Source organism: Telluria beijingensis (assembly GCF_030770395.1).
GTDB lineage: Bacteria > Pseudomonadota > Gammaproteobacteria > Burkholderiales > Burkholderiaceae_D > Telluria > Telluria beijingensis.
In genome coordinates this window covers 208,909-227,825 of the sequence record NZ_CP132480.1, presented here as the reverse complement: position 1 = coordinate 227,825, position 18,917 = coordinate 208,909, and the positions used below count along the sequence as shown (strand labels likewise).

The 18,917-nt window shown below is 66.6% G+C and carries 18 protein-coding genes; 7 read left to right on the top strand and 11 right to left on the bottom strand.

The annotated features are described in order from the left end of the window. Window positions 1–83 precede the first annotated feature (83 nt). Both Q9246_RS01030 and Q9246_RS01025 read left to right on the top strand, forming a co-directional pair. Complete coding sequence (locus Q9246_RS01030) at window positions 84–464, top strand: ArsR/SmtB family transcription factor (protein WP_306394753.1); 381 nt, start codon at window positions 84–86, stop codon at window positions 462–464. Continuing rightward, window positions 461–1,441: a cation diffusion facilitator family transporter gene (locus Q9246_RS01025; protein ID WP_306394751.1), complete on the top strand. Its 981-nt coding sequence runs from the start codon at window positions 461–463 to the stop codon at window positions 1,439–1,441. Before Q9246_RS01030 ends, Q9246_RS01025 begins: the two co-directional genes overlap by 4 nt. Window positions 1,442–1,448: 7 nt before the next feature. Here Q9246_RS01025 and cysK read toward each other — a convergent pair whose 3' ends face one another. Genes cysK through tcdA form a run of 3 tightly spaced genes read right to left on the bottom strand, consistent with a single transcriptional unit; the run spans window position 1,449 to window position 3,882 of the window. After that, the gene (gene cysK / locus Q9246_RS01020) at window positions 1,449–2,381 is read right to left on the bottom strand and encodes a cysteine synthase A (protein ID WP_306394750.1); all 933 of its coding nucleotides are present in this window, start codon (window positions 2,379–2,381) and stop codon (window positions 1,449–1,451) included. 33 nt (window positions 2,382–2,414) lie between these two features. After that, on the bottom strand, window positions 2,415–2,948 hold the full coding sequence (locus Q9246_RS01015; protein ID WP_306394749.1) for an FKBP-type peptidyl-prolyl cis-trans isomerase: 534 nt from the start codon (window positions 2,946–2,948) through the stop codon (window positions 2,415–2,417). Window positions 2,949–2,991: 43 nt separating this feature from the next. After that, window positions 2,992–3,882, bottom strand: coding sequence for a tRNA cyclic N6-threonylcarbamoyladenosine(37) synthase TcdA (gene tcdA, locus Q9246_RS01010; protein ID WP_306394748.1), 891 nt, complete (start codon window positions 3,880–3,882; stop codon window positions 2,992–2,994). Window positions 3,883–3,979: 97 nt separating this feature from the next. Here tcdA and pdxH point away from each other — a divergent pair, with 97 nt between their 5' ends. Together pdxH and Q9246_RS01000 are read left to right on the top strand one after the other, a co-directional pair. After that, complete coding sequence (gene pdxH, locus Q9246_RS01005) at window positions 3,980–5,179, top strand: pyridoxamine 5'-phosphate oxidase (protein ID WP_306394746.1); 1,200 nt, start codon at window positions 3,980–3,982, stop codon at window positions 5,177–5,179. 44 nt (window positions 5,180–5,223) lie between these two features. After that, window positions 5,224–6,450, top strand: coding sequence for an SAM-dependent methyltransferase (locus Q9246_RS01000; protein WP_306394745.1), 1,227 nt, complete (start codon window positions 5,224–5,226; stop codon window positions 6,448–6,450). Between the two features lie 10 nt (window positions 6,451–6,460). On the opposite strand, the gene msrA is transcribed toward Q9246_RS01000, so the two are convergent. Further along, window positions 6,461–7,003 carry a peptide-methionine (S)-S-oxide reductase MsrA gene (msrA, locus tag Q9246_RS00995; RefSeq protein WP_306394744.1) on the bottom strand — a complete coding sequence of 181 codons (543 nt, stop codon included), beginning with the start codon at window positions 7,001–7,003 and terminating at the stop codon, window positions 6,461–6,463. A gap of 156 nt (window positions 7,004–7,159) precedes the next feature. On the opposite strand from msrA, the gene Q9246_RS00990 reads away from it, so the two are divergent. Then, a complete protein-coding gene (locus Q9246_RS00990; RefSeq protein WP_306394743.1) occupies window positions 7,160–7,672 on the top strand; it encodes a flavin reductase family protein in 513 nt (170 codons plus the stop codon). A gap of 109 nt (window positions 7,673–7,781) precedes the next feature. Further along, a complete protein-coding gene (locus Q9246_RS00985) occupies window positions 7,782–8,975 on the top strand; it encodes an acyl-CoA dehydrogenase (RefSeq protein ID WP_306394742.1) in 1,194 nt (397 codons plus the stop codon). A 1-nt stretch (window position 8,976) separates the two neighbouring features. Here Q9246_RS00985 and Q9246_RS00980 read toward each other — a convergent pair whose 3' ends face one another. From Q9246_RS00980 to Q9246_RS00965, 4 genes are all read right to left on the bottom strand, one after another. Then, the gene (locus Q9246_RS00980; RefSeq protein WP_306394741.1) at window positions 8,977–9,825 is read right to left on the bottom strand and encodes an oxygenase MpaB family protein; all 849 of its coding nucleotides are present in this window, start codon (window positions 9,823–9,825) and stop codon (window positions 8,977–8,979) included. A 17-nt stretch (window positions 9,826–9,842) separates the two neighbouring features. Further along, a complete protein-coding gene (locus Q9246_RS00975; protein WP_306394739.1) occupies window positions 9,843–10,190 on the bottom strand; it encodes a hypothetical protein in 348 nt (115 codons plus the stop codon). Window positions 10,191–10,262: 72 nt separating this feature from the next. Continuing rightward, entirely contained in the window at window positions 10,263–10,616 is a 354-nt protein-coding gene (locus Q9246_RS00970; protein ID WP_306394738.1) for a hypothetical protein, read from the bottom strand. 62 nt (window positions 10,617–10,678) lie between these two features. After that, window positions 10,679–13,000 (bottom strand): DOMON domain-containing protein, encoded by a 2,322-nt coding sequence (locus Q9246_RS00965; RefSeq protein ID WP_306394736.1) that lies wholly within the window; start codon window positions 12,998–13,000, stop codon window positions 10,679–10,681. Between the two features lie 270 nt (window positions 13,001–13,270). Here Q9246_RS00965 and Q9246_RS00960 point away from each other — a divergent pair, with 270 nt between their 5' ends. Next, window positions 13,271–15,358 (top strand): putative bifunctional diguanylate cyclase/phosphodiesterase, encoded by a 2,088-nt coding sequence (locus Q9246_RS00960; RefSeq protein ID WP_306394735.1) that lies wholly within the window; start codon window positions 13,271–13,273, stop codon window positions 15,356–15,358. A gap of 181 nt (window positions 15,359–15,539) precedes the next feature. Here the strand turns inward: Q9246_RS00960 and Q9246_RS00955 are convergent, their stop codons facing one another. The 3 genes from Q9246_RS00955 to Q9246_RS00945 form a co-directional block, all read right to left on the bottom strand. Beyond that, window positions 15,540–16,223, bottom strand: a complete 684-nt coding sequence (locus tag Q9246_RS00955; protein ID WP_306394734.1) for an OmpW/AlkL family protein — start codon at window positions 16,221–16,223, stop codon at window positions 15,540–15,542. Between the two features lie 54 nt (window positions 16,224–16,277). Beyond that, window positions 16,278–17,639: an SGNH/GDSL hydrolase family protein gene (locus Q9246_RS00950; protein WP_306394733.1), complete on the bottom strand. Its 1,362-nt coding sequence runs from the start codon at window positions 17,637–17,639 to the stop codon at window positions 16,278–16,280. A 260-nt stretch (window positions 17,640–17,899) separates the two neighbouring features. Further along, complete coding sequence (locus Q9246_RS00945) at window positions 17,900–18,916, bottom strand: L-threonylcarbamoyladenylate synthase (protein ID WP_306394731.1); 1,017 nt, start codon at window positions 18,914–18,916, stop codon at window positions 17,900–17,902. Between the last annotated feature and the right edge of the window lies 1 nt (window position 18,917).

The window sequence follows — 18,917 nt, the reverse complement described above, 5'->3', positions numbered from 1 at the left end:
GGTTTACAGGAAAGCGGATGCACCAGAGAAGACACCTCTTGTCCGTCTCGTGATTTTCACCTAACATATGAACACCTATTCACATGTTAGATTTGACGCTTGCCGTGAACCCGACCCTCGACCACGTCCGCGCCCATCCGGCGGCCCAGCCCATCGCCCCGCCGCCGGAAGAAGCGATCGGCCAGCTGGCCGACCTGTTCCACCTGCTGGGCGACCCGACCCGGCTGCGCATCGTGCTGGCCTGCCTGGCCCAGCCGACCGCGGTGGGCGAGATCGCGGCCGGGCTCGACCTGTCCAGCTCCCTGGTCAGCCACCACCTGCGCCTGCTGCGCGCGGCCCGCATCGTCAAGGCCGAGCGCCAGGGCAAGCAGGTCTTCTATTCGGCTGCCGACGCCCACATCAGCAGCCTGCTCTCCACCATGTTCGAGCACATCGCCGAACCCGCCAACGGAATGGACGCATGAGCCACGACCACGCACACTCGCACGACCACCACGGCCATGATCACCATGACCACGGTCATTCGCATGGCTTCGGCCACCACCATCACCACCATATGCCCTCGCCCGAGGGCCACGGCCGCGCCTTCGCGCTGGCGATCGGCCTAAACCTGGCCTTCGTCATCGTCGAGTTCACCTATGGTTTCATCGCCCACTCCACGGCGCTGATGGCCGACGCTGGCCACAACCTGTCCGACGTGCTGGGCCTGGTGCTGGCCTGGGGCGCCGCCGTGCTGGCCAGGAGCGTGCCCAAGGGCCGCTACACCTATGGCCTGCGCGGCTCGTCGATCCTGGCGGCGCTGGGCAACGGCCTGCTGCTGATGGTGGCTTGCGGCGCCATCGCCTGGGAAGCGGTGCAGCGCATCGCCGAACCGGCCCCCGTGGCCGGCGCCACGGTGTCGATCGTGGCCGCGATCGGGGTCGTCATCAACGGCTTCTCGGCCTGGCTGTTCCTGGCCGGCAGCAAGGGCGACCTGAACATCCGCGGCGCCTACCTGCACATGGCGGCCGACGCCGCGCTGTCGCTGGGGGTGGTGATCTCAGGACTGACGATCATGTTCTCGGGCTGGACCTGGATCGATCCGGTGGTGAGCCTGGTCATCGTGGTGGTGATCGTGCTCGGCACCTGGTCGCTGCTGCGCGAATCGGTGCAGCTGTCGATGGCGGCCGTGCCGCCGAACGTCGATGCGGGCAAGGTGCAGGCTTTCCTGGCGGGCCAGCCGGGGGTGACGGGCGTGCATGACCTGCACATCTGGGCGCTGTCGACCACCGAGACGGCGCTGACCGCCCACCTGGTGATCCCGGGCGGCTATCCGGGCGATGCCGCGCTCGACGCGATCGAGCACACGCTGCGCGAGAAGTATGCGATCCATCACAGCACCTTGCAGGTGGAGTTGGGGACGACCCATCACCACTGCACGCTGCAAGGCCACGTGCACTGAACGCGAATCAGCCGGCCAGGTTCGCGTACAGTGCCGTGCTGAGGTAACGCTCGCCAAACGAAGGGATGATAACGACGATCAGCTTGCCCGCATTATCGGGCCGCCGCGCCACCTGGACCGCGGCCCACAGCGCGGCGCCGGACGAGATCCCCACCAGCAGCCCTTCTTCGCGCGCCGCGGCGCGCGCCGTCTCGAAGGCGTCATCGTTTTTCACGCCGATGATCTCGTCGTAGCACGCCGTATTGAGCACCTGCGGTACGAACCCGGCGCCGATGCCCTGGATCGGGTGCGGGCCCTTGGTCCCTTTCGCCAGCATGGGCGAGGCTTCCGGTTCCACCGCGATCACTTGCAGGCCCGGCCGGCGCGGCTTGATGACCTCGCTGACGCCGGTAATGGTGCCGCCGGTGCCCACGCCCGCGACCAGGATGTCGATCCTGCCATCGGTGTCGCGCCAGATTTCCTCGGCCGTGGTGCGTCTGTGCACCTCGGGGTTGGCGGGGTTGTTGAATTGCTGCGGCATGAAGGCGTGCGGATCGCTCGCCACGATCTCTTCGGCGCGCCGGATCGCGCCCAGCATGCCTTCGCTGCCGGGCGTGAGCACCAGCTCTGCGCCATAGGCGCGCAGCAGCATGCGCCGTTCGCTGCTCATGGTCTCGGGCATCACCAGCTTGCAGCGGTAGCCGCGCGCCGCGCACACCATTGCCAGCGCGATGCCGGTATTGCCGCTGGTGGGTTCAACGATGGTTGTACTGGAATGTATGAGGCCGGCCGCCTCGGCGGCCTCGATCATGGCCAGGCCGATGCGGTCCTTGACGCTGTGCGCGGGATTGTGGAATTCGAGCTTGCCGACGAGGTCGGCTCCGCTCCCGGCCGCCAGCTTGCGGATGCGCACCAGCGGGGTATTGCCGATCAGTTCAGTGACATCGTTCGCGATTTTCATGCCGCCTCCGTTGCCGTGAATCGGAATGTGACCTTATTTGACGTCCAGCAGTTCCACGTCGAAGATCAGGTCGGAATCGGGCGGGATCACGCCGCCGCCCGCGCCGCGCTTGCCATAGGCCAGCGCGCTCGGGATGATCAGGGTGCGCTTGCCGCCGACCTTCATGCCGGCCACGCCCTGCTCCCAGCCCTTGATCACGCGGCCCGCGCCGAGCTGGAACTCGAGCGGATCGCGCCCGGCGTCGAGCGACGAATCGAACTTGCGGCCGCGCTGCTGCCTGGCCAGCGGCTTGTGGAACCAGCCGGTGTAGTTGACCACGACATTGCTGCCCAGCGTCGCTTCCTTGCCCTGGCCGACCACGCGATCGACGATCTCGACCTGGGGCGCGGGCGCTTCGGCCACCGGCGCCGGCACCTGGTTGTCCGGCGGCGCGACCGGCGGCGTGCTGGACTGCTGCACGTCCGGCGGCGGCTGGGTGGTCGGTTTGCTAGCGTCTTGGGCGCCTTCCTGGGCCTGGACGCTTGCGGCGGCCACCAGCAGGGCAATCAATGCGGATCGACGAATCATGTGAGCTCTTCCAAGAATGGGCAACGGGATGGTTGCGACAATCTTATGATAACAAGGCCGCTTCGGCTTGCACAGTTTGCCCGACAGGGGCAGGCGCCGCTTCAGCGGCGGCCTCGGCGTTCGCCGCCTCTGCCATCCGGCGCAGCACCTGGCCGGCGGTCACCATGCCGAAGGTGGCGGTGACCACCATGCTGGAACCGAAACCGGCGCAGTTCAGGCCGGTAATGCTGTTGGGATCGACCGCGCAGGCGTCGCCGGCATCGGGATAGCGCAGCGGTTCCATCGAGAACACGGCGTCGATATGGTATTTCTGCTTCTCGCCGCGCGCGAAACCGTATTGCGCGCGCAGGATCTTGCGCACTTTCTTGAGCAGCGGTTCCTGCTCGGTGCGGGCCAGGTCGCGGATCTCGACCTTGGTCGGGTCGATCTGGCCGCCGGCGCCGCCCACCACCACCAGCGGCATCCGGTTGGCGCTGCACCAGGCGATCAGGGCCGCCTTCGGTTTCACGCTGTCGATGGCATCGACCACGTAGTCGAAACCCTTGCCGGCGATCATGGCCGGGATATTGTCGGGATCGATGAAATCCTCGACCAGGGTGACCTGGCAGAATGGATTGATCTGGGCGATGCGCTGCTTGAGCGCTTCGATCTTGGCCATGCCGACGGTCGACGACAGCGCCTGGATCTGGCGGTTGATGTTCGACTCTGCCACATTGTCGAGGTCGATCAAGGTCAGATGGCCGACCGCGCTGCGCGCCAGCGCCTCGACCACCCACGAGCCGACGCCGCCGACGCCGATCACGCACACGTGCGCCGCACGGAACTTTTCCAGTGCGCGTTCACCGTACAGGCGTGCAATGCCGCCGAAGCGGCGCGCGAAGTCGACTTCGTCGTCCAACGTTGCCGAAAAGAGCTGAGTGTTGATCTGGTTCATCCCAATATTGTAGCGGACACGCCTTTCGCATCTGCACTAAAATACCTCTTAGTCAATCAAATACTTTTGCGTGTGACCAACACGCCAATGGAACGCCATGAGCTCCTCCCTGCTTGATACCGCCCCCGATTTCGACCAGCCGATCGCCGTGCTCAAGCACTGCCACGGCCGCATCCGCAAGCAGCTCGCGACGCTGGAAAAGCTGCTGGTCCACCTGCCGCAGCACGGCGCCGACGAGCAGGCGCGCCAGGCGGCGGGCGCGGTGCTGCGCTATTTCGAAAAGGCGGCCCACCTGCACCACGACGACGAGGAGCAGGACCTGATCCCGATGCTGCGCGCCACCGCCCAGGGCGAGGACGCGGCCATCCTGCAGGCGCTGGCCCCGACCATCCTGCAGGACCACAAGGATATGGATGCGCTGTGGCAAGACCTGCACGAGCAGCTGACCGCCATCGCCGACGGTACCGGCGCGGCGCTGTCGGACAGCGCGGTAAGGCGCTTCGTGGCCAGCTATACGGCGCATATGGAGCGCGAAGAAGGAACCATGGCGCCGATGGCCATGCGCCTGTTCTCGCCAGAGCAGATGGCGCGCCTGGGCCAGGCCATGCAGCTGCGGCGCGGCATCGCCGCGCCAACCGCCCCGTTGTCACCCGCGCTGGGCGAAGCGGTGGCCGACCTGCGCAAGGACTACGGCCAGGCCAGTCTCGACGAAGCCGACGTGAGCGACGACCCGATCGCCCAGTTCACGGCCTGGTTCGAGCAGGCCCTGAAGGCCGAGGTCAACGAACCGAATGCGATGTCGCTGTCCACCGTGGCCGCCAGTGGCCGTCCGAGTTCGCGCATCGTGCTGGTCAAGCAGTTCGACGCGCGCGGCTTCACCTGGTACACGAACTACGACAGCAAGAAGGGCGCGGATTTGCGCGACAACAGCCATGCCGCCCTGCTGTTCTTCTGGAGCGAACTCGAACGCCAGGTACGCATCGAAGGACGTGTGGAGCGCACGGCGCCTGACGAAAGCGACCGTTATTTCCGCAGCCGTCCGCTCAAGAGCCGGCTGTCGGCGATTGCCTCCGCGCAGAGCGCGCCGATCGCCAGCCGCGCGCAACTCGAACAGAACTACGACGTCGTGGCGCAGGGGGCCGGCGAGGATCCGGCGCGTCCCGACAACTGGGGCGGCTACCGCCTGATCCCCGATCGCATCGAATTCTGGCAAGGCCGGCGCTCGCGCTTCCATGACCGCATCGTCTATGAGCGGCAGGAAGACGGCAGCTGGACGCGCCGGCGTTTGCAACCGTAAGCGGCCAGTCCGCGGCCGGTTGCACCTTGAAAAGGGGGTGGACCGTGTTCGATCAGATCAAGCTGTCGGCCTGGCAATCGGGCCTGCGCGGCAAGCTGCCGCTATCGCTGCCACTGCGCGTGGAGCTGTGGAACGGTGAACGCATCGACCTGTCGTCCGACCCGCCGCGGGTCACCATCCGCATCCCCGGCCCCGCCGCGCTGCGCTACCTGCGCTCCCCTTCCCTGTACAGCCTGGGCCGCGCCTACGTCGAGGGCGCGATCGAGGTGATGGGGCGCGCGGCCGACATCATCGCGGTCGGCAATGCGCTGGCGGCATCCGGCGCCATCGACGGCGCCGGCAAGGGGCGCGGCCGGCTGGCCGATGCGCTGGGCCTGCGCAAGAACCACACCCGCGAATCCGACCGCGACGCGATCCGCTACCACTACGACGTCTCGAACGAGTTCTACGCGGTCTGGCTGGACCCCGGCATGGTGTATTCCTGCGCCTACTTCGAGCGGGGCGACGAAGACCTGGCCACCGCGCAAACCGCCAAGATCGACCACATCCTGCGCAAGATCGACCTGCGTCCCGGCCAGGCCCTGCTCGACATCGGCTGCGGCTGGGGCGCGCTGGTGCTGCGCGCGGCGGACAAATTCGGCGCGCGCTGCGTGGGCATCACGCTGTCCGAGAACCAGGCCGCGCTGGCGCGCGAACGGGTGGCCAGGGCGGGGCTGCAGGACCGCGTCGAGATCCGGCTGCAGGACTACCGCGACGTCGACGGCCATTTCGAGCGCATCACCAGCGTCGGCATGTTCGAGCACGTCGGCGTGCGGCACCTCAAGGACTATTTCAGCCAGGTGGCGCGCCTGCTGGCCCCCGGCGGCGTGGCGATGAACCACGGGATCACCACGACCGACGTCGACAACGGCGCGACGCCCTACGGCGGCGGCCAGTTCATCGACGAATACGTGTTCCCGCAAGGCGAACTGGCGCACCTGGCGACCGTGGTGCGGGCGATGCAGGAAGGCGGGCTGGAAGTGCGCGACGTGGAAAACCTGCGCCGCCACTACGCCCATACCTGCGCGCTGTGGACCGACAATTTCGAGAGCAATGCGACCCACATCCGCACCCTGACCGATCCGAAACGCTTCCGCATCTGGCACGTCTACCTGGCCGGCTGCGCCTACGCCTTCGCGCACGACCGCATCAGCCTGTACCAGATCGTGTGCGGCAAGGCGGGGAGCGATGTCGGGCAGTTGCCGTGGTCGCGCAGATATATGTACCCTTGATGCGGCAGGCTTATCCCTTCAGGCGCTCCGTGAAGGTCTTGCGGAACTTGGCCACCTTCGGCGCCACGACGAAGGCGCAATAACCCTGCAGCGGGTGCTGGGCGAAGTAATTCTGGTGATAGTCCTCGGCCTTGTACCAGGTTTCCTGGGGCTTGACTTCGGTGACGATCGGCGCATCCCACACCAGGCCCATCTCGCCGATCACCTTGTGCGCGATGTCGGCCTGCTCGGGCGAGGTGGTGAAGATCACCGAGCGGTATTGCGTGCCGACGTCATTGCCCTGGCGGTTGAGGGTGGTCGGATCGTGGATGGTGAAAAAGATCTCGAGGATGTCGCGATAAGCGATCACGGCCGGATCGAATTCGAGCCGCACCACCTCGGCGTGGCCGGTGGTGCCGCTGCAGACCGCCTCGTAGCTGGGATGGTCGACCTGGCCGCCCATATAGCCGGATTCCACGCGGGTAATGCCGCGCGCCTCCAGGTAAACCGCCTCGACGCACCAGAAGCATCCGCCGCCCAGGATGGCCACTTCGGTTGCTTTTTGCTCACTCATAGTTCACCTTGGCATTTGAAAGTTAGATATCCTTTAATGTAGCGCAAAGCGCCCCGTTCTGCATCGAACTACCCGGATGGGCGTCCCGGTCAAGGGGCTGGCGCGGCAAGGACTCGCCCGACGATGGCATAATGAGCGCCAACGTCCAGGATCCGCATGAATACACTTTCCGCCCGCGCCGCGACGCGCGGCTTCGACACGACTCATTTCCGCCACGCCCTGTCGCAATTCGCGACCGGCGTCACCGTCATCACCACGCGCCTGGCCGACGGCAGCTTCCGCGGGCTGACCGCCAGTTCCTTCAACTCGGTCTCGCTCGATCCGCCGCTGGTCCTGTGGAGCCTGGGCGCCGGCGCCAACAGCCTGCCCATCTTCAGCGGCAACTCGCACTACGTCATCAACGTGCTGTCCGCCGGCCAGGAAGAACTGGCGCTGCGCTTCTCGCGCCGCGGAGAGAACCCGTTCGCGGGCGTCGAGTACGAATTGTCGCGCACCGGCCTGCCGATCCTGAAGGGCGTGTCGGCGTGGTTCGAATGCCACAACCGCAGCCGCTATCCCGAAGGCGACCACGTCATCTTCGTCGGCGAGGTCGAAGAATGCCAGGTCCATCCGCAGCCGGCCCTGATCTTCCACGGCGGCAAGTTCGGCAGCACGGCTGGCCAAAAATAGAAATTCCTGTCGCAGTTCTAAAAGATACGGGTGCGGCTCGTTTCTATAATGTCCGGGCGCGCCGCCACGCGGCACCTACCGAACTAGAATTTTAGAGACAGGATTTGCCATGACCCGTACCGACTCGTCCAAAAAAGCCGCCTTCCACTGGGATGACCCGCTGCTGCTCAACAGCCAGCTGACGGACGACGAGCGCATGGTGCGCGACGCGGCCGCCGCCTATTGCCAGGACAAGCTGCAGCCGCGCATCCTCGAGGCCTTCCGCCACGAGTCGATGGATGTCTCGATCTTCCGCGAGATGGGCGACCTGGGCCTGCTGGGCCCGACCATTCCCGAACAGTATGGCGGCCCCGGCCTCAATTACGTCGCCTATGGCCTGATCGCGCGCGAAGTCGAGCGCGTCGATTCCGGCTACCGCTCGATGATGAGCGTGCAATCGTCGCTGGTGATGGTGCCGATCTACGAATTCGGCAACGAGGAAACGCGCCAGAAATACCTGCCGAAGCTGGCCACCGGCGAATGGATCGGCTGCTTCGGCCTGACCGAACCCAACCACGGTTCCGATCCGGCCTCGATGGTCACCCGCGCGCGCAAGGTCGATGGCGGCTATAGCCTGACCGGCAGCAAGATGTGGATCACCAACTCGCCCGTGGCCGACGTGTTCGTGGTGTGGGCCAAGGACGACGAAGGCGCGATCCGCGGCTTCGTGCTCGAAAAGGGCTGGAAGGGCCTGTCGGCCCCGGCGATCCACGGCAAGTTCGGCCTGCGCGCCTCGGTCACCGGGGAAATCGTCATGGACGAAGTGTTCTGCCCCGAAGAAAACGCCTTCCCCGACGTGCGCGGCCTGAAGGGCCCGTTCACCTGCCTGAACTCGGCGCGCTACGGCATCGCCTGGGGCGCGCTGGGCGCGGCCGAGGACTGCTGGCATACCGCGCGCCAGTACACCATGGACCGCACCCAGTTCGGCAAGCCGCTGGCGGCGAACCAGCTGGTGCAGAAGAAGCTGGCCGACATGCAGACCGAGATCACCCTCGGCCTGCAGGGGTGCCTGCGCCTGGGCCGCATGAAGGACGAAGGCACGGCGGCGGTCGAGATCACCTCGATCATGAAGCGCAACTCTTGCGGCAAGGCGCTGGACATCGCCCGCGTCGCGCGTGACATGCTGGGCGGTAACGGCATCTCGGACGAATTCGGCATCATCCGCCACATGGTCAACCTCGAGGTGGTCAACACCTATGAAGGCACGCACGACATCCACGCCCTGATCCTGGGCCGCGCCCAGACCGGCATCGCCGCGTTCTGATTCAGGCCGGGACGACGCGCCGCGCGGCCTGGGCCTGCGGCGTATCGCCCAGCGGTACCAACGCCGAGCCGCGCGCCAGCGCGCGCACCAGCGCCGCTTCGCCGAAGCGCAGGCCGCGCCCGCGCAACTGCGGCAGCGAGCGCACCGGCTCGGGCGTGATCTCCACCGCGGCCCGCACCAGCAGCCGCTGCAATGGCCGCAACGGGGCCGGCAGGATGGGCGCCTCGCCCATGATGCGCATGAAGTCGGCAAGGATGGCCGAGTCTTCCAGCCCGGGCGCGGTCCGCGCCAGCATCGACTCCCACTCTTTCCATGAACGCGGCGCGCCCGTGGCGCCATACAGGCGCGCGGCCGGACCGGCTTCGGCGAAGGCGGAATCTTTTTCGTGAGCGGAGAGGGAGCGGACGTAGCGGTGGTAAGCCTCGGTAAAGCCGAACGAGGCGGTCGCCTGCACCCAGTCGAGCAGGCGCGGATCGTTGGCGCGGTAGGCGACGCCATCGGGCGTGACGCCCTCGACCCGCTCATGCATGCGCACCACGTGCGCGATCATTTTCTCGGCCTGCGAGCGCGGGCCATACACCGTCATCATCGCCGCGAAGCCGGTGCGGCGCAGGCGCGTGCCGGGATCGCGCTGGAAGCTGCTGTGGTCCCATACGCCGGAGCGCACCGACGGTTCGGCCAGCTCCAGCAGCACCGCCGTCACGCCGCCCACGAACAGCGATACCGGATTGGCGAATACCCGCCACGAGACGCCGTCGTGCGGCGCCAGCGCGGGCTCGCCCGCGGGCTGGCTGAAGTCGAAGGCCATCCCGGCAGGGGGACGCAGCAGGTCTCGGAATGCGGCGGGCATCGCGCAAGCCGTGAGGTTTATTCCTCGAAGTCTTCGGCCAGGTTCTTCCAGCCGCGGCTCTTGGCGAAGGCCGCGAATTCCTCGGGCGCTTCGAGCACGATCAGGCGGCTCTCCTGCAGGCCGGGGTCGCTGTGGCCGAAGTCAGGGCCCTTGTAGCCGACCGCGCGCAGGCGCTCGACGATCTGGCGCACCAGGACCGTGTCCTTGTAGGCGCCCGGTTCGAGCTTGGCCGCGAACTTTACATATACGTCGATGATCCCGTAGCCCTCGTCGAAGATGGTGATGTTCTTTACCTCGAGGGTACGGCCTTGTCCGTCCTTGGCCTGGAAGGCGCCGGACAGTTCGATATCGGAATCGGTAGTCATGGCGAGAGCATATCACCGAGATTGAACCCGTGTGGCTCGATGCCAGGACCGAGTGCGGATCTGCGTGATTCCTTACCGGCTGTGTTTTGCCAGGATCGTATCCAGGCCTGGCACTTTGACATCCTGCGAGTTGCGATATTCGATGTGCGCCGATAATCCCGCCAACGCTTTTCGCAACCCTTCATTTCCATACTCTTCCCTGATCCGTCCGAGAAAATAATCCGTTGCGCCGATCGTCAGCGCGCGACGATAGCGCTCCCCGTTCAGTAAATGGCGCAGGGATCGGATGGTCATGCTGGCTGAGTTAGGATTGAAGCCAAAGGCTTTCACTAGCTCGTCCCGGCCGGCCGTCAGGGAAATGCGGCCACTATTCACTTGTTGTGTGAGCTGAAAAATTTGCTCCAGGATGTCTTTACTTAATTCCACTGGCGTTCCTCATCACTGTTCTTGGTTCGAAAGCTGCACCGGCAACCTCGTTTGAAACATCATTAAACTTCCCACTGCAGCTTGAACGTCAACGACCTGCTCCGCTCGTCGGCCAGCGGCAGCTTGTCGTCGACCACGCCGAACGAGACCGTGCGCCCCACCCGCCATTGATAGCGATACAGCAGCGAACGGTGGATCTGGCGGTCGTTCCACGCCTCTAACTGGGTCACGCCATCGTCGCGCCGCGCAGCCCAGGTGTTCTGGGCCAGCAGGCGCAGCGAGTCGCGCGAGCTGAAGTGCAGCATCGCCAGCCAGCGCCAGGCTGTGTCCGAGAACGCCGGCTGGCCCAGCGTGCCCTGCACCCAGGCCCGGTTCACGTGGTGGTCCAGTTCCAGCGACCAGCCCCGGCGCAGGGGAAAGCGCAGTCCCACGTCCAGGATCACGTTGCCTCCCGGCCCCACGCGGTCGGCATCGACGTCGAGCTGGCGGCCCAGCGCCGCCTCGAGCGCGATCTTCGAGATCCACGGCGCCGGCGTGGTCTCGACGCCGAAGTTGACTACCCGCGTGTCGTGCAGGCGTCCGCCCGGCCCCGCGCGCTGGCGGTCGAAGCCCAGCTCCACCCACAGCCCGGTGCGCAGCGGCGCCGCCATCCAGATGCCGGGACGCAGCTTGCGCTCGACGGTTTCTCCGCCACGCTGGCCGCTGATGTCGTCGGCCAGCGTGCGCATTTCGTGCACGATGAAGTAGGTTTCGAACTCATACAGTTCGAGCCCGCCCAGCGACTGCGGGCCCAGGATGCGGTTCATCGATCCCGTGAGGCGGGCGATGCCGGCCTGCGGCACGAAGCCGTTGTCGTTCATGAAACCCGGCGCGATCGCTTCCACCTCGGCCTCGTGCCACCAGCGCGCGCTCTTGTGCAGGTACTTGCCCCACAGGTAACCGCCCGAGCGCCCATCCACCTTCGCCGGCAAATCGTCCTGGTCGAAGCCGGCCGTGGTGCGCGAGGCCATCGCCATCCCGGACAGCTGGTGCTGGACACCGTCGGCGGTCTCGCCGCGCCACTGGGCGTCCAGTCCCAGCACGTCGTTGCTGCCGAAGCGGTGGTAGTCGCGTTGCGAAGCGAAAGCGCCCAGCAGCAGGCCGTCCTGGTGCCAGCGCGCCCGCGCCAGGCTGGCCATCGTGCGCCGGGTCTGCGCATATTCCAGCGTCCCATACGGCCGGCCGCGCAGCACCAGGCCGCCCGGCTCGTCGCGCAGGCTCATCGCGGTGGCGTCCATGTGCGCGCCGCGCCAGGTCGCGCGCAGGCCGTATTCGGGGTCGTTCACGGTGCGCGAATAGAAGGCCGGCAGAGGCAGGCCGAGCACGTCGGCGCTCTCCAGGAAGAAGCCGCGCTTCTCGGGCAGGCTGAGCGCGACGTTGCTGGCGCCCTGCGACAGCGGCTCGTCGATCTCGACCTGCGAGAAATCGGGATTGATGGTGGCGTTGAAGACCCAGTCGGCGCGCGGGCGGACATTGATCTCCAGCCCCAGCTCGGCCTGGCTGCCGCGCAGGCGCTGGCTGGGCGTGGTCGCGCGTTCGCTGCGCACCGTCAGTTCGGGCCGCAGCTCGACGAAGCCGCGGTCGCGCACCGCTTCCACGGTGGCGTCCATGCCGGCGATCTCCTGCAAAAAGCTGAGGTGGCTCAGCGCATCGATCCGGAACGGCGCCGTCACCAGCAGCGTGCCGTCCGCATGCGGCACGCTGCGCTCGACCATCATGCGCCAGTTGCGGCCGTCAGCATACGGGAAGCGCAGGTTCGACAGCGGCCAGCGCACTTCCATGCTGTAGCCGTCGGGCAGGATCTTGACGGCGGTCTCGACCGGGAAGTCGGGCCCCAGGTCGGATTCGTCGTCGTCGGCGCGGTGCATGCCGTCGCTGATCACGCCGAGGGTATTGATGCGCACGAACTGGGCCGAGCGGCCATGGCCGGCCGGGTCGATCCAGATGCCGATGAAGTCCTGGTCGCCGGCGACCTTGTCGCGCCGCGCCAGCTGTCCGCGGCGCAGTCCAGGGGCCGGGTCCCAGGCGCGGATGCCGAACACCAGCGCGCCATCGTCGACCAGCAGTTGCACGCTGGTGCGCAAGCCATTGGCGGCCGGCTGGCCGTCGCGCGGCAAGTGCTTGTGGAAAGCGTCGTACAGCGGGGCGCGCTGCCACGCCGCCTCGCTGAGCACGCCGTCGATGACGGGGGAAGCCGCCGCATCGATGCGCAGCGCGCGCAGGCCGTCGCCCTCGCCTGTCGCATGGGCGGCGCCGGCGAACAGCAGGATGGCGAACAGGATGGAAGATCGGCGCAGACTCACGGTACGGGCATTGCTCGGGATGGGGGCCGGGCAGTCTAGCATGCAAGTTGTCAATATGAAAATACAACCGACAATTCATGCGCCGTGGGTGAGCGCTGCAATGCACGGCAAGGTTGCGATTGTGAAACTGAAGCTCGAGCATGTCACATACCGTGGCGTCGTGTCTGCATCGCCCATCTTTATTGCGCCGGGCCGGGTCCGGAATGCTGTGCACGGATGTATTTACGCTACTATCCATGCTGTACGCATGGCGGCAAGCGCCGCCCTCCCCATCACTTCTACTGGCGAGAACCGATGAGTGCGACGCAACCCATGCCAGACCCCGCAATGCCGGAACCGGCCGGCGCGCTGTCGCTCAGCCTGCTGCTGCGCAACCTGCCCGGCGCCGTCTACCGCTGCCACAACGATGGCGACTGGCACTTCGAATTCGTCAGCGACGGCGTCGAGAAACTGACCGGCTATTCGCCGGCCGCCTTCACCGCCCGCCCCGGCCTGGCCTTCGGCGACGTCATCGTGCCCGAGGACCGCGCCATGGTGCAGGGCGCGGTGGCGCTGGCGCTGGCCCAGGGACGCTCCTACCAGATCACCTACCGGATCCGCACCGCGGGCGGCGAGCAACGCTGGATCTGTGAACAGGGCGCGCTCAACCTGCTGGGGGGCCCGCCCGGCATGCTCGAAGGCTTCCTGTCCGATTTCACGCGGCTCAAGCAGGCCGACCAGCTGGTGCTGGAACAGGCTTCCTTCCTGCAGCGCGCGCGCGACGCCATCATCGCGATGGACATGCAATCGTGCATCAGCTACTGGAACCATGGCGCCGAGCGCCTGTACGGCTGGAGCGCGCAAGAGGCGCGCGGCAAGCGCTTCTGCGATCTGCTGTCCGACCGGCGCGAATCCTACCAGGAGGCCTTCGCGCACACGCTGCACGAGGGCGAATGGTCGGGCGAGCTGACCCATATGCGGCGCGACGGCTCGGCGGTCGTCACCGACACCCGCTGGACCCTGCTGGCGGCGGACGACGCGCTCGGCGCCGGACAGAAGATCCTGGTGATCGGCACCGACATCAGCGAGCGCAAGCTCAACGAGGCCAGGATCTTTCGCCTGGCCTTCTTCGACCACCTGACCGACCTGCCGAACCGCGCCAACCTGCTCGACCACCTGCGCCGCGCCCTGCTCGGCAGCGCGCGCACGCGCAAGTGCGGGGCGCTGATGTTCTGCGACCTCGACAACTTCAAGTTCATCAACGACAGCCAGGGCCACGCGGCCGGCGACCTGCTGCTGCAGGCGGTGGCGCGCCGCCTCGAACACTGCGTGCGCGAAGCCGACATGGTGGCGCGCCTGGGCGGCGACGAGTTCGTGGTGCTGATCCAGCCGGTCGAGGATAGCCGCGATTTGGCGGCAGGCCAGGCAGAAACCGTGGCCGGCAAGGTGGTCGCGGCCCTGGCCGCGCCGTTCCAGCTGGGCGAGCTCAATTGCTCGGTCTCGGTCAGCATCGGCGTGGTCACGCTGTGCGGCACCCAGGACACCGTCGAATCGACCTTGCGCCAGGCCGATGCCGCCATGTACCAGGCCAAGGCCGCGGGCCGCAACACCTTCCGCTTCCACGATCCGGCGGTGCAGGCCGCGTGGTCGGCGCGCGCCGAGCTGGAAAGAGACCTGCGGCGCGCCCTGCAGCGCCACGAGTTCGTGCTGCACTACCAGCCCCAGCTCGACCGCACGGGGCGGGTGATCGGCGCCGAGGCCCTGCTGCGCTGGCGCCTGCCGGATGGCCAGTTGCGCTACCCGGGCGAATTCATCCGGGTTGCCGAGGAAAGCGGGATCATCGTCGAGATCGGCAGTTGGGCGCTGCGCACCGCCTGCGCCGAGCTGGCGCGCTGGCAGCGCGTGCCCGAGACGGCCGCCTTGAGCATGTCGGTCAACGTCAGCGCGCGCCAGTTCACCGAACCGGGTTTCGCGGCCATGCTGGAGGGGATATTCGCCTACACCGGCGTGCAACCGTCGGGCCTGAAACTGGAACTGACCGAAAGCCTGGTGATCACCGATTTCACCCATACCGCGCACACCATGGCCACGCTCAAGCGGCGCGGGGTGAGTTTTTCGCTGGACGATTTCGGTACCGGCTATTCATCGCTGGCCACCTTGCGCAAGCTGCCGCTGGACCAGCTCAAGATCGACCACTCGTTCATGCGCGACGTGCTGACCGACCAGAACGACGCCTCGATCGTGCGCTCGATTATCGCACTGGGAGACAGCCTGGGATTGCAGGTGATCGCCGAGGGCGTGGAGACGACGGGACAGCGGAAGTTCCTGGCGGATGCCGGCTGTCATATGTACCAGGGCTATCTGTACCAGCGCGCGCTCAGCGCGGAGCATTTCATGCAATACGCGAGAGGATTGCACTGACCTAACCACTGCCGCAAAAACGTCGTCCCCGCGCAGGCGGGGATAGTGCCACTGGCACTATCCCCCCAAGTCCTTAGCGCAGCCACTACGTTCAATGTAATCGCTGCGCTGGAAACCTTGGGTCCCCGCCTGCGCGGGGACGACGTGCATGCTGCGCGTGGTATTGAAGCTGACGCGAACGTTAGAACTTGTAACCCACCGCCAGCACGATCGCCACCGGATCCAGCTTCATGAACTGGGTCTGGCCGGTCGAGAAGTGCACGTCGGTGCGCAGGCGGGTCTTGATGACGGTGGCGTCGGCGAACCAGCGCTCGTCGAAGTTCATCGCCACGCCGACTTGCGCGCTATAGGTCAGCTTGTTGTCGATCTTGAAGGTGGTCGGCACGTCGCTGCCCGGATTGGTGATCGCGGTCATCTTGCCCGAACCGCGTTCCTTCATGAAGTAGGCATAGGTCGGACCGACGCCGATGAAGGGACGGAAGGTCGAGGTCGGCGAGCCGAAGCGGTATTGCACGAAGGCGGTCGGCGGCAGCGCCTCGACCTCGCCCAGCTTGCCGGTGCCGTCGATCGCGCCGGCGCCATAGATGCTGTGCTTGTACGGCGTGCCGAGCGCACCCTCGAGCGAGATATTGTCGGTCAGGCTGTAGGTGAGGATCAGCACCGGCTGCATGTCGTTGCCGACGTCGGCCTTGGTGCCAGGCAGCGCCGGGGCGCTGATGTCGCCGCTCTCGACCTTCGGCATCAAGCGGTTGAAACCGAACTTGGCCGTGATCTGGCCGGCCGATTGCGCGTAGGCGCCGGACGCGAATGCCAGCCCGGCAGCCACACCCAGCACCTTGATCATGCTGTTGAAACGAACTTTCATGGTATCTCCTGATGTGTGTGAGTGGGCCCGTCACCAGGACGGGCCCGCCGCTGCTTACAGCCAGCCCTTGATGCTCATGTCCTTGAAGACATAGCGGGCAATAAGGTCGTTCTCGAACGGGGTCGGGTGGATCCCGTCGGCGAACATGTAGCGGCTCACATCACCGGCAACCGTGTTGTTTGCGGTGCAGATCAGCGAGGTGGTGCCCAGTGCGTTGGTGGCGCAGGCCGGGGTGCTGGTATTGGTCAGGCCGTAAGGACCGGGGTTCTTCACCTGGTCGTTGCTGACGGTGTACAGGTCGGTGTACAGCACGCGCGCATCGTCGGCGCCCAGGCCCGCTTTCAGCTGGGTGTTGAAGGCGTTGACCATGGTGGTGACCAGTTGCTGGATCGCGACCGGGCGCGACTTGGCGGTCGGGGTGCTGGCGACGTCCGGCAGGTTGGCGACGATGACGTACTTGGCGCCCTTGGCCAGCAGTTCGTTCTTGACCAGCGCGGCCATCTGGGCGCCGGCGGTGCCGAGGGCGGTGACCATGGCGGTCGCATTGGCGGTCGCGTAGGCGCCGGCCGCGGTATTGCCGGCGGCGGTGCCGTCGGCCTGGGCGGCGGCCACGATCGGACCGTAGACGGCCGGCTGGGCCACGGCCTGGTTACCCGGCTGCATCGCGGCAGCGGTCACGGCGGCGGTCACGACGCTCTGGTCGGTCTTGCCCGGACGCGCGTTCTCGGTGGCGATCGCCACGCCGATGGCTTGCGCCGCGGCTTGCGGATTGGTCGCGCCGGCCGCCAGGCGGGTGGCCAGGGCGGTGGCGAAGGCTTGCGCACCGGCGGCGGTGCCGGCATTGGTCACGGCGGCCAGCTGCATCAGCACGTCGTTACCGCCCGACAGCACGGTCACCAGTTCGGTGCCGGTGAACTTGTTGCCGGTTTTGGTCAGGTGATTCGCGATCTGGGTGACCAGCGGGGTGGTCATTTCGCCGATCGGCGAGCCGGTCGCGATATTGCCTGGGCCGACCGGGTTGGTCACGCGCGAGCCGCCCTGGGCATAGTTGAAGCAGTTCGGATGGTTCACGATCGGCACGTTGAAGCCGAGCGACGCATCGCCCACCAGGCCGGTCTGGGCGGCGCACGGCGCCGGCAGCTTGAGCTGGGCGGCCATGAACTCGACCCAGATCTTGCCGTTCAGGTCGGGGTTCTTGGCGGTGCTGTCGCCATTGATGGTGAACTTGCCGCCGCCGGCGGCCGCGACCGCGCCGACGCGATAGGTACCGACGTCCGACAGGCTGTCGCCGAACGACACCATATTGGTGAACTTGACCTGGGTGGTCTGGTCGCCGCCGGCCGGGCTGGTGCCGCCGCCGCATGCGGTCAGCACCGCTGCCGTCAGCACGGCCAGCGCGAGTTTGGTATGGCGCATTGTGTCTCCTGGGAAGAAATTATTGTAAAACGAACGTGCGTGCTATTCGCCTCGCGACTACTATGCCAGCGTTCAATCCGCTTGTATAGCGAAATCAATTGCACTTAAGCATTACGCATACCGCACCTGATAAGACTGATGGGGTAGCCTGAGGGGTGGAATTATAACCACCGTTTTCTGGGCAGAAAGAGGCGAATTTGTAACGGGTGGGCGGCAAACGCGGGGCATTTGAGCCCCGTCAAGCGCTTTATTGATATAAATTAAACTTTTGCTTGGGTGTTGAGCAAGCCGTGCACGATGCCCGTCGAACCGTGGGCGGCGCGGCGCAGCCGGTCATTGACGCCCAGCCAGTCGCCACCTTGCGGCGGCGTCTCGACCAGGATGACGTCGGCGCCCTGCCCGTCCATCGCGCGCAGCGCGGCATACAAGGCATGGGCAAAGCCGTCGGGCGCGGCCGGCAGGCGCAGGGCGGCGTGGGTGGCAGGCATGTCGCTGGTATGGATCAGCGCCACCTTGCGGCCGGCGCCGTGCAGCGCGGCCAGGGTTTGCAGCAGGACGTCGCGTTCCTGCATCGCCACCGGCGTGTGCGGCGCGTAATGCGATTCGAGCGTGCCCGAGGCGCGTGGCGCTGCCGCGTCCGGCGCGCTCGGCAGGCGGTCGATCACGGCGGCGATCGCCTCCGCGCTGATGTGGCCGGGGCGCAACAGCACCGGGCCGTGCGTGTCCAGGCGCGACAGGTCGACGATGGTCGATTCGATGCCGACCTGCGAGGCGCCGCCATCGAGCACCATGGCCACGCTGCCGTCGCTCCCGAATTCCTGCTGCACGTGCTCGGCCAGGGTCGGGCTCACGTGGCCGAATTTATTCGCCGACGGCGCCGCGACGCCGCCCTTCCCGCCCTTGAAGGCGCGCAGCAGCGCCAGCGCCACCGGGTGCGACGGACAGCGCAGGCCGACCGTGTCCTGGCCGCCGCTGACGGCGTCCGGGATGTTGGGGGCGCGTTTCAGGATCATGGTCAGCGGGCCGGGCCAGAAGGCGTCGGCCAGCGCCTGCGCCTCTAGCGGGATGGCGCAGGCCCAGTAATCGAGCGGCGCTTCCGGGGCCAGGTGCACGATCACCGGGTGGTCTTGCGGGCGGCCCTTGGCGGCATAGATGGCGGCCACCGCCGCCGGGTTTTCGGCGTCGGCGCCCAGGCCATACACGGTCTCGGTCGGGAACGCGACCAGCTGGCCGGCCTCGAGCAGCCGGGCGGCGGCGGCGATCTGCTGCTCGTCCATC